This window comes from Kitasatospora sp. NPDC098652, from assembly GCF_044760155.1.
In the GTDB taxonomy this organism is placed as follows: Bacteria; Actinomycetota; Actinomycetes; order Streptomycetales; family Streptomycetaceae; genus Kitasatospora.
This window is the reverse complement of the sequence record NZ_JBIWAQ010000004.1, coordinates 92,241-105,475: the sequence shown is the minus strand read 5'-3', so window position 1 is coordinate 105,475 and position 13,235 is coordinate 92,241. Positions and strand designations below refer to the sequence as shown.

General features: G+C 72.1%; 8 protein-coding genes and 3 tRNA genes. 6 read left to right on the top strand and 5 right to left on the bottom strand.

Features of this window, described 5'->3' with window-relative positions; all coding sequences use genetic code 11:
• Nucleotides 1-7: 7 nt before the first annotated feature.
• The 5 genes from ACIQWA_RS11310 to ACIQWA_RS11290 form a co-directional block, all read right to left on the bottom strand.
• Nucleotides 8-3,370, bottom strand: a complete 3,363-nt coding sequence (locus ACIQWA_RS11310; RefSeq protein ID WP_402481004.1) for a nitrate- and nitrite sensing domain-containing protein — start codon at nt 3,368-3,370, stop codon at nt 8-10.
• A gap of 436 nt (nt 3,371-3,806) precedes the next feature.
• Nucleotides 3,807-4,385: an ATP/GTP-binding protein gene (locus ACIQWA_RS11305; RefSeq protein WP_360233037.1), complete on the bottom strand. Its 579-nt coding sequence runs from the start codon at nt 4,383-4,385 to the stop codon at nt 3,807-3,809.
• Nucleotides 4,366-4,791, bottom strand: coding sequence for a DUF742 domain-containing protein (locus tag ACIQWA_RS11300; protein WP_350508230.1), 426 nt, complete (start codon nt 4,789-4,791; stop codon nt 4,366-4,368). The genes ACIQWA_RS11305 and ACIQWA_RS11300 overlap by 20 nt, the downstream gene beginning before the upstream one ends.
• Before the next feature lie 161 nt (nt 4,792-4,952).
• Nucleotides 4,953-5,366: a roadblock/LC7 domain-containing protein gene (locus tag ACIQWA_RS11295; RefSeq protein WP_030291361.1), complete on the bottom strand. Its 414-nt coding sequence runs from the start codon at nt 5,364-5,366 to the stop codon at nt 4,953-4,955.
• Nucleotides 5,367-5,376: 10 nt separating this feature from the next.
• Nucleotides 5,377-9,264 (bottom strand): nitrate- and nitrite sensing domain-containing protein, encoded by a 3,888-nt coding sequence (locus ACIQWA_RS11290; protein WP_402481000.1) that lies wholly within the window; start codon nt 9,262-9,264, stop codon nt 5,377-5,379.
• A 639-nt stretch (nt 9,265-9,903) separates the two neighbouring features.
• Between ACIQWA_RS11290 and ACIQWA_RS11285 the strand changes: the two genes are divergently transcribed.
• From ACIQWA_RS11285 to ACIQWA_RS11260, 6 genes are all read left to right on the top strand, one after another.
• Complete coding sequence (locus tag ACIQWA_RS11285) at nt 9,904-10,122, top strand: hypothetical protein (RefSeq protein ID WP_360233043.1); 219 nt, start codon at nt 9,904-9,906, stop codon at nt 10,120-10,122.
• Between the two features lie 245 nt (nt 10,123-10,367).
• The gene (locus tag ACIQWA_RS11280; protein ID WP_360233045.1) at nt 10,368-11,168 is read left to right on the top strand and encodes a fumarylacetoacetate hydrolase family protein; all 801 of its coding nucleotides are present in this window, start codon (nt 10,368-10,370) and stop codon (nt 11,166-11,168) included.
• Nucleotides 11,161-12,660 (top strand): glutamate--tRNA ligase, encoded by a 1,500-nt coding sequence (gene gltX / locus ACIQWA_RS11275; RefSeq protein WP_360233049.1) that lies wholly within the window; start codon nt 11,161-11,163, stop codon nt 12,658-12,660. Before ACIQWA_RS11280 ends, gltX begins: the two co-directional genes overlap by 8 nt.
• A 251-nt stretch (nt 12,661-12,911) precedes the next feature.
• Nucleotides 12,912-12,983: transfer RNA gene (locus tag ACIQWA_RS11270), tRNA-Gln, on the top strand.
• 59 nt (nt 12,984-13,042) lie between these two features.
• A tRNA-Glu gene (locus tag ACIQWA_RS11265) sits at nt 13,043-13,115 on the top strand.
• Between the two features lie 26 nt (nt 13,116-13,141).
• A tRNA-Glu gene (locus ACIQWA_RS11260) sits at nt 13,142-13,214 on the top strand.
• The last annotated feature ends 21 nt before the right edge of the window (nt 13,215-13,235 follow it).

Below are 13,235 nucleotides of genomic sequence, written 5' to 3'. Positions count from 1 at the left end.
AGTCAACTCAACGCTCCTGGTGGTTCGAGCCGCCGAAGAGATCGGTGCTCCGGTTCTGTCCGTTGCCGGACTGGTCTACCTGATCGGGGTCGATCCGGAAGCTTCCGGTGTTGCCGGCGCTGCGGCCCTGCTCGACACCGCGGCGCAGGTTGGTGAGGCGGCCACGGACCTCCTCGGGGCTGCGGGAGACCTGCGGCCCTTCCTGCGGGGTCGGCTTGGCGTTGCCGGGCACCAGGTTCTGCTTGGGCACGCGCCGGGGCAGTCCGGCCCCGGTGGTGCCGGCGGACGAGGGCTCGCGCAGCTGCTCGGCCCGCTGCCAGTCACCGTCGTTCGGCGACTGCCAGGGGGAGGCGGTCGGGCCGGTCGGGCCGTAGCCGCCCAGTGCGGACACGTCGTGGCCGCGGGACTCGACGGGCGCCGACGAGGTGTCCTTGGCGCCGGCGAACCAGTTCGGGGTGTCCCCGGACGGGGTCAGGCCGGCCGGGGCGCTGCCCGGGCCGCTCGCCAGCTGCTGGCCGGGGCGGCGCTGGGGCAGCCCGGACGGCAGGGTGGTGGCGGGGGCCGGCGCGGGCTCGGCGGCGGGCAGGGCGGGCGGCTCCGGGGTGTACGGGTGGCCCGCGGGGGCCTCCTGGGCCTGGTGGCCGTAGCCGTCCCGGGCGTACTCGTCCTGCTGGTAGCCGCCCTGGTCGTAGCCGTACCGGTCGTCGGCGTAGCCCTGGTCGTAACCCTGCTGCGGGTACTGGCCGTAGCCGTCCTGGGCGTACTCGTCCTGCTGGTAGCCGCCCTGGTCGTAGCCGTACTGGTCGTCGGCGCTGTACCGGTCGTCCGAGTAGGCGCCCTGCTGGTAGTCCTGCTGCGGGGCGTACTGGTCGTAGCCCTGCTGGTAGTCCTCCTCGACCTCGGCGTCCAGCACCTGCTCCTGCGGGCCGCCCTCCAGGGCCGCGCGGCGGACCTGGTCGAGGCGCTGCGAGCGCTGGACGGCCTCCAGGGCCGGGCTGAACCCGGAGGAGCCGGCGTTGCCGATGCCGGTGAGGTGGTCGTCGAAGCCGAGCTCGGCGGCGCTGCGGTTGCGGTTGTCCGGGGCCCACTCGGAGGTCGGCTCCTGGTCGGCGAAGATCCGGGAGACGGTGAACTGCTCCTCCGGCTCCGGCGCCACCGCGGACTTGGTGACGAACGGCGGGAGCATGACCAGCGAGGTGGTGCCGGCGGACTCGCCGGACGGGCGGAGCTGGACGCGGATGTCGTGCCGCTGGGAGAGCCGGCCGACCACGAAGAGGCCCATGCGGCGGGAGATGGTGGCGTCGACCGTGGGCGGCTCGGCCAGCTTCTCGTTGATCTCCGCGAAGTCGTCGGCGGTGAGGCCGATGCCCTTGTCGTGGATCTCGACCAGCACCCGGCCGTCCGGCAGGCGGGTCGCGTTGACGAGCACCCGGGTCTGCGGGCTGGAGAACGAGGTGGCGTTCTCCAGCAGCTCGGCGAGCAGGTGGACGAGGTCGGTCACGGCGGCGCCGACGACCTCGACCTCGGGGATGCCGGACAGCTCGACGCGCTCGTACTGCTCCACCTCGGAGGCGGCGGCGCGCAGCACGTCGACCAGCGGGACCGGGGTGTTCCAGCGGCGGCCGGCCTCCTCGCCGGCGAGGACGAGGAGGTTCTCACCGTTGCGGCGCATACGGGTCGCGAGGTGGTCCAGCTTGAAGAGGTTCTCCAGCTGGTCCGGGTCGGCCTCGTTGTTCTCCAGGTCGGTGATCAGCGCCAGCTGGCGCTGGATCAGGCCCTGGCTGCGGCGCGACAGGTTGGTGAAGATCGCGTTGACGTTCCCTCGCAGCAGGGCCTGCTCGGCGGCGAGCGCCACGGCCTGCTGGTGGACCTGGTCGAAGGCCCGGGCGACTTCGCCGATCTCGTCCTTGCCGTGCAGCGGGATCGCGGTCACCGAGGTGTCGACCCGGTCCGGGTCGGTCTTGGAGAGCTTCTCGACCAGGTCCGGCAGGCGGTGGTCGGCGATCTCCAGGGCGGCGCTGCGCAGGGTGCGCATGCCGAGGATCATCGAGCGGGCGACGTAGCCGGTCAGCAGGCCGGCCAGGATCAGTGCGGCGACGACGATGACCGTGTTGAGGATGGCGTCGTAGAGCGCGTTGTCCTTGAGGTCGCGGGAGTCGCTGAGGACGGCGTCCAGCAGCGCGACTTCGGTGTTCCGCAGGGCCTGGATGTGGCTTCCGGCGGCCTGGTTCCAGTTGTCCGGGGTCAGACCGGCGTTCTTCGCCTCGGCGTACGCGGCGTCGGCGGCGGCCTTGCCCTTCTGCTGCCCGATGGCGGCGGCCTCGGCGTAGTTGGCGGCGAGCGCCAGCAGGCCCTGCATGGTGGGCGCGGCGCCGTTCGGCATCTTGTAGGCCGAGCGGTCCTGGGCGGTGGCCAGGGCGACCTGGGCGTCCGCGTACTTGCGGGCGTCCTCGGGGGCGGCACCGGTGTTGAACTCGGAGAGCGAGACCTGCTCCAGCTTCTCCGCGACCAGGATCTGCTGGGTCATGTCCTGGTTCTCGTAGCGCGTGGTCACGCCCTGCGAGGCACCGACCAGCAGGCTCAGCATCAGCGAGCGCTGGGTCGAGGCGGAGGCCTTGGCCAGCGACATCGCGTAGATCGCGCGGCCCTTGCTGGTGGCGTTGGCGGAGCCGTTGCCGACCGAGTTGTCGTAGGCCAGCAGCGGCGCGAACATCGCCGAGTAGGCGTTCGCGGTGGCGCTGGCGAACAGCTCCTTGCCGTAGGCGGCCTGCCGCAGGTGCGGGAGGTCGATCACCAGGGTCTGGAAGGCCTCGTGGCGGCGCGGGAGCTCGCCGGACTTGTCCGAGGCGTCGTACGCGGCGTTGTAGGCCTTGAGCGCGGCGTCGGTGTCGGCGCGGCGCTTGGCGACCTCGTTGTTCGGGTCCTGCCCGGTGATCAGGGGTATCAGGGTCTTGTCGCGCTCGTTCTCGAGCGCTTCGGCGAGTTCGGTCGCCGCCTTGGCGAGCTCGGCGGTCTTCTCGGCCCGGGAGGCCTTGATGTAGCCGTCGACCGAGGTGTTCACTCGCAGACCGCCGAAGACGAGACTGATGATCACGGGGATCAGCAGGATCGCGATCAGTCGGGTCGGCACGCGCCAGTTGCGCGGGCGGAGGAAGTCGTACCGGCTGGACGACCCGCCTTCGCCGGACTGGCCCGCGGCGCCCGTGCGGGGCTCCGTGGAGGCCGTCGGGGGCTTGGGGGCCGGGGTGGTCTGGCGCTCCTCGGTGGGAGTGAACGCGGAGAATCCGGCCGGTTCCGCGGCGCTGCCGTTCGGCGCGCTCTGGCGGGGCTCGGAGCGCCGCTGCGGGGCGGGTTGCTGCTTACGCCTCACTCGACTACTACCTCTCGGCCGACTTGCCGGCCATGGATCAATCCAGCGCTACCCCCGGGGCCCTGGCCCGCCGCCGGACGACCGGCGCGGGATGTTCAGGGGTAGCTGGAATTTCAGCACGTGCAGGGATGGGGGACAAACAGCCGTCGCAAGGCACCCGCGCCGGAACAATACGGACAATCAACGACATGACGGAGCAAAACCGTGGTGATCTGGCGCTGAGTGACGCTGATTCGCCACGCTGCGTCATTGTTGATCACAAAATGCCTACCGAACTGTTATCCGCTGCTTATACACGGGTCTTGCGCGCGGCCCCGGGAGGACACCGGCCGGTAAAGCACCGCCGCCCCGGCGCCCCGTCAGTGTGACGGTTCGCCGGGGCCGCCCGGTTCCCGCGGGTGCTCGCGCGCCCGCCGGTGCCCGTGTGCCCGGTGCGCTAGCGGAGTCGGGCGAGGAGGGCGTGTTCGACGAGGGTGATGAGGGCGCTCTTGGCGCTGTCGCGTCGGCGGGCGTCGAGGGTGATGACGGGGGTGTCGGGGCCGAGTTGGAGGGCTTCGCGGACTTCGTCGGCGGTGTGGGGCTGGTGGCCGTCGAAGCCGTTGAGGGCGACGACGAAGGGCAGGCCGCTGTTCTCGAAGTAGTCGAGGGCGGGGAAGCAGTCGGCGAGGCGGCGGGTGTCGACGAGGACGACGGCTCCGATGGCGCCTCGGACGAGGTCGTCCCACATGAACCAGAAGCGGTCCTGTCCGGGGGTGCCGAAGAGGTAGAGGATGAGGTCTTCGTCGAGGGTGATGCGGCCGAAGTCCATGGCGACGGTGGTGGTCGTCTTGCCGGAGACGTGGCTGATGTCGTCGATGCCGGCGGAGGCCGAGGTCATGACGGCTTCGGTGCGCAGGGGGTTGATCTCGGAGACGGCGCCGACGAGCGTGGTCTTGCCGACGCCGAAGCCGCCCGCGATGACGATCTTCGCGGAGGTCGTCGCACGGGCGGGTCCGTTAGAGCTTGCGAAGTCCACTGAGGACCCTTTCGAGCAGCGTGACATCGGGCGTTCCGCCCGACTCGCCCGCGGCGGCGGGCTGGTGGATGGCGACGAGACCGGCCTCGGCCAGGTCGGCCACGAGGATGCGGGCCACACCGAGCGGGACGCCGGCCAGGGCGGAGATCTCCGCGATGGACTTGACCTCGCGGCAGAGGCCGACGATCCGGGCGTGCTCGGGCAGCAGCCCGGTGGTGCGCTCCGCCGAGCCCGTGGTCGAGATCAGGGCCTCGATCGCGAGCTGGTACCGGGGGCGGGTCCGGCCGCCGGTCATCGCGTAGGGGCGGACCAGCGGCTGCTGCTCGTAGCCGTCGGACTGCTGCCCGCCGTAGCCGCTGCCGTACCCGTTGCCGTACGGGCCGGCGGGTGTCGAGGGCGGGGTCATGGGTCCTCCTTGTGCTGCGGCCTTGGGCAGCCGGTTCCAGCTGGGGCGGTGCCAGCTGAGGCGGGATCAGCTGCCTGAGGGTAGCTGAGGGTGAGGCGCCGGGTCCGGTCGGGTCGGACCCGGTGCGGGGTGGAACGGTGGATGGTCCGCGTGGGTTCCGGTCAGTGCAGGAGACTGCCCTGGAGTTCCGCGCGGAGTGCGGGGGTGAGGACGGCGCCGGCCCGGTCGACGAGCAGGGCCATCTCGTACCCGACCAGACCGATGTCGGAGTCGGGCGCGGCCAGGACGGCGAGGGCGGAGCCGTCGCTGATGGCCATCAGGAACAGGAAGCCGCGCTCCATCTCGACGACGGTCTGGTTGACCTCGCCGCCCTCGAAGATCCGGCTGGCGCCGGAGGTGAGGGAGGTGAGGCCGGAGGCGACGGCGGCGAGCTGGTCGGCGCGGTCACGCGGGAACCCCTCGGACATGCACAGCAGGAGGCCGTCCGCGGAGACCACCACGGTGTGGGACACCCCGGGGGTGTTGTCCACGAAGTTGGTGATCAGCCAGTTCAGGTTCTGTGCGGCCTGGCTCATCTGGTTCAACTCAACGCTCCTGGTGATCTGCGCCGTTGCCGTCGCTCCGGCCACCGAAACTATCGAATCCGGGCTGCTGGGCACCATGCTGGGCGCCCGGCTGGTTGGCGGCCTGCTCGGCCCCGGCCCGCCGGCCCTGCTGGATGCCGCGGCGCAGGTTGGTCAGGCGGCCGCGGACCTCCTCGGGGGCCCGGGAGACCTGGGGGCCGGTCAGCGGCGAGGCCTCGGCGGTGCCGGAGACTAGGTTGGCCTGCGGGGTCCGCCGGGGGAGGCCGGACATGGTGACCCCGCTGGTCGAGGGCTCGCGGACCTGCTCGGCACGGCGCCAGCGCTCGTCGTTCGCGGACGGGCGCCAGGGCGCGTCACCGACGCCCGGCTGCGGCGGCAGCGGCTGGCCCTGCGGGGCCTGCTGCTGGGGCGCCTGCTGCTGGGGCGCCTGGGCCTGCGGGGCCTGGGGGCGCTCCGGCCGGGGCTGCTGCTGCGGGGCCCGCTGCGGCCGGCCCGGCTGCTGGAGGTCCGGCTGCTGGAGGTCCGGCGCGGAGGTGCCGGGGCGGCGCGGCTGGTACGAGCGGGGCCGGCCCTGCGGCTGGCCGTCGGCCTGCTGCGGGTACCAGGGCTGCTCGCCGGTGGCCTCGGACGGGCCGGTCGGCAGGGCCATCGGCTCCTGACGCTGCGGCTGCTGGGGCGCCTGCTGCTGCGGGAACGGCTGCGGCTGCTGGGGCTGGGCCGGGCCGGGCACGTTCGGCAGCACCGGCTCCACCAGGCCGAGGCCCAGCGGGTCGCGCGGGTCGATCTGGCTGGCCTCGAAGCGCGGCCGGGCGAACTGCTGGGTGCTCTCCACCGGCGCAGGCTCGGCCGACGGCAGCGGCTGGGGCTGCTGCTGCGGGGGCAGCTGGGGCTGGGGCTGGCGACCCTGCTGGGGCGCCTCCGGGCCGGGACGCTGCGGACGGCGCTGGCCCTGCGGACCCTGCGGACCCTGCTGGCCGGGCCGGGCGCCCTGCGGGCCCTGCTGGCCGGGCGCGCGCTGCGGCAGGCCGTCCTGCGGACGGTTGCCCGGACGGGCACCCTGCTGCGGGGCACCGGGACCGCCGGGGCGGCCGTGCTGCGGCTGCTCGCCGGTCCGCGGCGCGGGAGCGCCCGGAGCACCGTCGAACTCGCCGCCGGGGCGCGGACGTTCCTGGCCGGGGCGGCCCTGGCCGCGGCGCGGCAGGCCGTTCGGGCCGCCCTGCGGCGGGCCCTGACGGCCGGGGGCGCGCTGCGGCAGCGCGCCCTGCGGCGACTGCTGCGGCTGGCCGGGCTGACCGGGCTGGCCGGGGATCTGCTGGCCGGGCTGGCCGGGCTGACCGGGCTGACCGGGCGCCTGCGGCCCCTGCGGACCCTGCCGGCCCTGCGGACCGGGCTGGCCGGGGAGCTGCTGGCCGGGCCCCTGCGGTGCCTGGGCCGGTCGGCCCTGGCCGCGCCGGCCCGGCTGACCCGGCTGACCCGGGCCCTGCTGACCGGGCTGGCCCTGCGGACCGGACTGCTGCCCCTGCGGGGCCGGGGGGGTCTCGCGCAGCGACTGGCCGACCTGACGGGTCGGCAGTCCGGCCGGCCCGCCGGGACGGCCGCCGGGCGCACCCGGGCCGGTCGGTGCGGCGGGGGCGGCCGGACCGCCCTGGCCGAGCTGCGGACGGCCGCCCTGCGGGGCACCGCCCGCCGGGCCCTGGCCGAGCGCGGCCGGACCGTTCTGGCGGCCGGGCGGGACCTGGCGCTGCTGGCGCGGCGTCGGGGCGGCCGCGCGCTGCTGCTTGCCCTGCCCGCCGGGGCCGGGACGGCCGCCGGGGCCGCGCCGGTCGGCGGAGTTGGTGACGTCGACCGGGAGCATGACCAGCGCGGTGGTGCCGCCGGAGTCGCTCGGACGCAGCTGGATCCGGATGCCGTGTCGCAGGGACAGGCGGCCGACCACGAAGAGGCCCATGCGGCGGGAGACCGAGACGTCCACCGTCGGCGGGTTGGCCAGGCGCTCGTTGATCTCGGCCAGGTCGTCCGGGCTGAGGCCGATGCCGGTGTCGTGGATCTCGACCAGCACCCGGCCGTCCGGCAGGGCGTGGCCGGTGACCCGCACGCGGGTCTGCGGGCTGGAGAACGAGGTGGCGTTCTCCAGCAGCTCGGCGAGCAGGTGGACGAGGTCGTTGACGACGCGGCCGGCGACCTCGGCCGACGGCACGGCGGCGAGTTCGATGCGCTCGTACTGCTCCACCTCGGAGGCGGCGGCGCGGAGCACGTCGACCAGCGGGACAGGGCGGGTCCAGCGGCGGCCCGGGTCCTCACCGGCGAGGACGAGGAGGTTCTCGCCGTTGCGGCGCATGCGGGTCGCGAGGTGGTCGAGCTTGAACAGGTTGGCCAGCTGGTCCGGGTCGGCCTCGCGGCTCTCCAGCTCGGAGATGAGCGACAGCTGGCGCTGGATGAGGCCCTGGCTGCGGCGCGAGAGGTTGGTGAACATCGCGTTGATGTTGCCGCGCAGGAGGGCCTGCTCGGCGGCGAGGCGGACGGCCTCGCTGTGCACCATGTCGAACGCGTGGGCCACGTGGCCGATCTCGTCGGTCGAGTCGACGGCGACCGGCTCGACCGTGGTGTCGACGTCGTGCGGGTCGCTCTCGGAGAGCGTCTTGACCAGTTCGGGCAGGCGGCGCTCGGCGACGTCCTCGGCCGCGGTCTGCAGGCGGGTCAGCGAGCGCACCATCGAGCGGGCGATCAGACCGGCGCCACCGAGGGCGATGATCAGGGTCAGGGCGACGGCGGCACCGATGATCAGGGCCTCGGTGTCGGCCTGGGACTGGAGGTCCTGGGCCTTTCCGTCGAGGTCCTCGATCAGCTTGGCCTCGATCCGGCGCTCGGCCGTGATCTTGGTGGTGGCCTTCTCGTACCAGTCCTTGTACGAGACCGCCTCGGTCTGGTGGATGCCGCCCGGCTGGAGGATCGAGCGCGAGTAGCGGTCCGCCTCGGCGATGACGTTGTTGTAGCTCAGCTGGCCGCGCAGGTTGTCCAGGTCGTGCGAGGTGTAGATGTTGTTGAAACTGGTGAGCGCGTTGTCGTACGTGGTGCGCAGGCGGATGCCGAAGGACTCGTCGCTCGCGCTCAGGTCGGGGGCCTTGGGGTTGCCCAGACCGGCGCTGATCAGCGCGCGCTGCTGCGAGGTGGCGTCCTTGGCGAGCGAGAACTGCTGCAGCGCGCGGGTGGCGATGAGCAGGTCCTGGTTGTTCGAGGCGAGCGCGATGTCCTGGGTGATGCCCAGGAGGTCGCGGATGATCACGTCGTAGGCGGTGATCGTCGCCTGGATGTTCTGGTTGTTCTGGTACGGCGTGTTGCGCGCGTCCGCGATCGAGTTCAGGTCCTTGCGGATCTGGAACAGCAGCGCCTTCCCGCCGGAGAGCTGGAGGTTCTCGAACTTGTCGGAGGAGGCGGTGAAGGTGCGGCTGAGGTCGTCGGTGCTCTTGCGGGCGGCGATGATCTCGTCGTCCAGCGGGTCGTTCGGCCGGTTGGTGATGTAGCCGGCGCTGATGTCGCGTTCGGTCTGCAGGGCGTCCGCGAGGTTGGTCGCCTTCTTGGCCAGGTCGGAGAGGTTGGCCATCTGGGCGAGCTGCTGCGAGTTCTGCATCGAGGTCTGGATGCGCAGGCCGCCGAGGACCAGCGAGACCATGACCGGCAGCGCGAGCAGGGCGATCAGGCGGGTGCGGATGCGCCAGTTGCGCATTGCGAGCCGGCTCAGACCGGTGGCGCGGCGCCTGGTCAGGGTGGTCCGGAGCTTGTCCCGGGCGGACTTCCGTTCCTGGCCGTCGTCCTCCGGCCGGGCGGGGGCCTCGGGCGTCACGGGGTCGGCCGGGCCGCCGGGGGCCGCCGCCTGTTGAGGGGCTGCCACAGGCTCGCGCGACTCCGGGTTACCCGCGGCGCCGCTACCCCTTTTGAAACGTCCCTGCACTGGCGTCGCAACCTCTGGACCGGGCGTCCCGCCGCGTCGCCACGGCCTGGACGGTGTCGAGTTTCCTTCCGCACCCCGGCCGGTCCGGGAGAGCGGGTCGCCGGGGTGGACTGCTCCCTACCCACGGTCCGTGGCATTCCAGCACAGCGAGGGAATCCCAACAAGGGCCGCCGGAACCGGGCGCCGGGTACTACCGACCGCATGCGCGATCTCACTGACTGTGCGGTAACCGGACCGGAATACCGCCTTTTTCGGACACTCGCCGGATACATGCCAACGTGGCCGGAGATCGACAAGAGTCGCAGACCTGCCGGAATGCCCGTTCCGGGCGAATTGTCGGGAAATTCCGATCCGGCGATATGTCGGATATTCGTGATTTGTGCGTCAATTTGTGAGCAAAATCACAGGTGAATGTGTAGCTTTGGTCACGGCCGGTATGGAAAGAGATCTCGTAACCTTGGCTGTCTCCGGAGCACGGCCCCGATCAGCCTGCCCAGAACCCCTCCGAATCAATCGGAATCACGCAGGCCGGTGCGGATCCCTGGCGGACCGCCCGGCCACGACCACGAGGTGCTCTCGATGTCCTTGGCGAAGAAGGCCACCAAGTCGACGCTGTCCTGCCGCTCCACGGCGAACCCGCGCCGGACCACGCTGGCCTCGGTCGAGGACTTCAGCAGGATCCCCGGGGCCCGCAAGCCCGAGGACGTCGTCACCTACGGCACCGAGCTGCCGGCCGTCACCGCCAACCCGCGCCGCACCCAGCTGATGGTCGCCCCGGTCATCACCCCCCGGGACTGACCCCGACCCGGGCGCGACCCGAGGGCGCCGTCACCGCGAGCAGCGGTGGCGGCGCCCTGGTGCGTCCCGGGGAGGCCGTCGGGAGGCCGTCCGCCCCAACCGCGCTGAACAGGGGCAAAGCGGTCACGGGAGGCCCCACGCGATAGCCTGGGCGCGATTGACGGGGCCGCGCCCGTGGCGGGCGAGGCGCCCAGCAGCGCCCGGGGGCGCCCCGGGCGGCCGACGAAGCGAGGGGTAGCCCAACCGTGCGCATTGCCAGGTTTTCCGTCCGGGAAGGGAGCCCTGCCGCCGGCAGCGTTTCCTTCGGCGTGGTCGAGGGGGATCCGTCCCGGCCCGACTCGCTGGTCGTGCACGAGCTGGCCGGTCACCCGTTCGGCCAACCCCAGCCCACCGGTGAGAGCTACCGCTTCCAGGACGTCCGGCTGCTCAGCCCGATGCTCCCCAACAAGATCGTGGCGGTCGGCCGCAACTACGCGGCGCACGCGGCGGAGCTGGGCAACGACGTCCCGGACGTCCCGCTCACCTTCTTCAAGCCGTCCACCTCGGTGATCGGCCCGACCGAGAACATCGCGTACCCGCCGTTCTCCTCGGACGTTCACCACGAGGCCGAACTCGCCGTGGTGATCGGCCGGATGTGCCGCGAGGTGCCGCTGGACCGGGTGCCCGAGGTGATCCTCGGCTACACCTGCGCCAACGACGTCACCGCCCGGGACGTCCAGCAGCGGGAGGGCCAGTGGGCCCGGGCCAAGGGCTTCGACACCGCCTGCCCGCTGGGCCCGTGGATCGAGACCGACCTCGACCCGGCCGACCTCGCGATCACCTGCACGGTCAACGGCGAGCTCCGCCAGACCGGCCGCACCTCCCTGATGATCCGCTCGGTCGCCGAACTGGTCGTCCACATCTCCGAGGCCATGACGCTGCTGCCCGGCGACGTCATCCTCACCGGCACGCCCGCAGGGGTGGGCCCGCTCAACGTCGGCGACGAGGTCGCCGTCTCCATCGAAGGCATCGGCACTCTCACCAACAAGGTGATCAAGCGTGGCTAACACTGACCCGGCCGTCCGGGTTCGCTTCTGTCCCTCCCCGACCGGCAACCCCCACGTGGGCATGGTCCGCACGGCCCTGTTCAACTGGGCCTACGCCCGCCACACCGGCGGCAAGCTGGTCTTCCGGATCGAGGACACCGACTCCGCCCGCGACTCCGAGGAGTCGTACGGCCAGCTGCTGGAGGCCATGAGCTGGCTCGGCCTGGACTGGGACGAGGGCCCGGAGGTCGGCGGCCCGCACGCGCCGTACCGCCAGTCGCAGCGGATGGACATCTACGCCGACGTCGCCCGCCGCCTCCTGGAGGCCGGCCACGCGTACCACTGCTACTGCAGCACCGAGGAGCTGGACGCCCGGCGCGAGGCCGCCCGCGCGGCCGGCAAGCCCTCCGGCTACGACGGCCACTGCCGCGAGCTGACCGACGACCAGGTCGCGGTCTACAAGCTGGAGAAGCGCGAGCCGATCCTGCGCTTCCGGATGCCCGACCGGACCATCTCCTTCGACGACCTGGTGCGCGGCACGCTCACCTTCGAGCCGGAGAACGTCCCGGACTACGGCATCGTCCGGGCCAACGGCGCCCCGCTGTACACCCTGGTCAACCCGGTGGACGACGCCCTGATGGGCATCACCCACGTGCTGCGCGGCGAGGACCTGCTGTCCTCCACCCCGCGCCAGATCGCGCTGTACGCGGCGCTCGCCGAGATCGGCGTCGGCGACGGCACCACCCCGCGCTTCGGCCACCTGCCGTACGTGATGGGCGAGGGCAACAAGAAGCTCTCCAAGCGCGACCCGCAGTCCTCGCTCAACCTGTACCGCGAGCGCGGCTTCATCCGCGAGGGCCTGCTCAACTACCTGTCCCTGCTGGGCTGGTCGCTGGCCGAGGACCGCGACCTGTTCGACATGGACGAGATGGTCGCCGCCTTCGACGTCGCCAAGGTGAACTCCAACCCGGCGCGCTTCGACCTCAAGAAGTGCGAGGCGATCAACGCCGAGCACGTCCGCCGGCTGGCCCCGGAGGACTTCGTCCGCCGCCTGGTGCCGTTCCTCCAGGGCCCCGGCCTGCTGCCGGCCGAGCCGACCGCCGAGCAGCTGGACCTGCTCGCCCGGATCGCGCCGCTCACCCAGGAGCGGATGGTCGTGCTGAGCGAGATCGTCAACATGGCCGGCTTCCTGTTCGTCGACCCGGCCGACTTCGCGGTGGACCCGGACGACGCCGCCAAGGTGCTGACCGCGGACGCCCGCCCGGTGCTGGAGGCCAGCGTCAAGGCGCTGGAGGAGCTCGCGGACTTCACCCCGGAGCCGATCCAGGCCGCGCTGCGCGAGGCCCTGGTGGAGGGCCTGGGCATCAAGCCCAAGTTCGCCTTCACGCCGCTGCGGGTGGCCGTCACGGGCCGCCGGGTCTCGCCGCCGCTCTTCGAGTCGATGGAGCTGCTCGGCCGCCCCGAGACGCTGCGCCGGCTCCGCTCCGCCCTGGACGCCCTGCCGGCGGCCTGAACGGGCCGCGCAGGCGCCTCCTGAGCAGCCCGCGGGCCCGGCTCCGTGCCGGGCCCGCGGCGCACCCGGAGGTCACCGGACGGCCTCCCCGCCGCTGCCTGCGGTTATCGATTTTGGAGCCAGGGCAGACGTCGGGTAATGTTCTTTCTGCGCCGCCCGGGAGGGAACGGACGAGGGAGCGAAAGCCCCTCGGAACGGGACCGACCGAGAGGCGCAACGCCTGAGAAGGGCCCGCAGGGGTTCAACTCTGGTGGGGTATGGTGTAATTGGCAGCACGAGTGATTCTGGTTCATTTAGTCTAGGTTCGAGTCCTGGTACCCCAGCGCTGTACGATCGGCAACGATCACCCAGCAGTACACCAGCAGTACAAATGAAGATCCAAGCCCCCGTTGTGTAGCGGCCTAGCACGCTGCCCTCTCACGGCAGTAGCGCCGGTTCGAATCCGGTCGGGGGTACTGATCCCGCAAGGGATCGCCTGGAAGCCCCCGTTGTGTAGCGGCCTAGCACGCTGCCCTCTCACGGCAGTAGCGCCGGTTCGAATCCGGTCGGGGGTACTGATCCCGCAAGGGATCGCC

What these genes read in the sequence shown, in the direction of transcription:
- ACIQWA_RS11300 (WP_350508230.1), bottom strand. Translation starts at nt 4,791, where the DNA reads ATGACCCCGCCCTCGACACCCGCCGGCCCGTACGGCAACGGGTACGGC.
- ACIQWA_RS11295 (WP_030291361.1), bottom strand. Translation starts at nt 5,366, where the DNA reads ATGAGCCAGGCCGCACAGAACCTGAACTGGCTGATCACCAACTTCGTG.
- ACIQWA_RS11285 (WP_360233043.1), top strand. Translation starts at nt 9,904, where the DNA reads ATGTCCTTGGCGAAGAAGGCCACCAAGTCGACGCTGTCCTGCCGCTCC.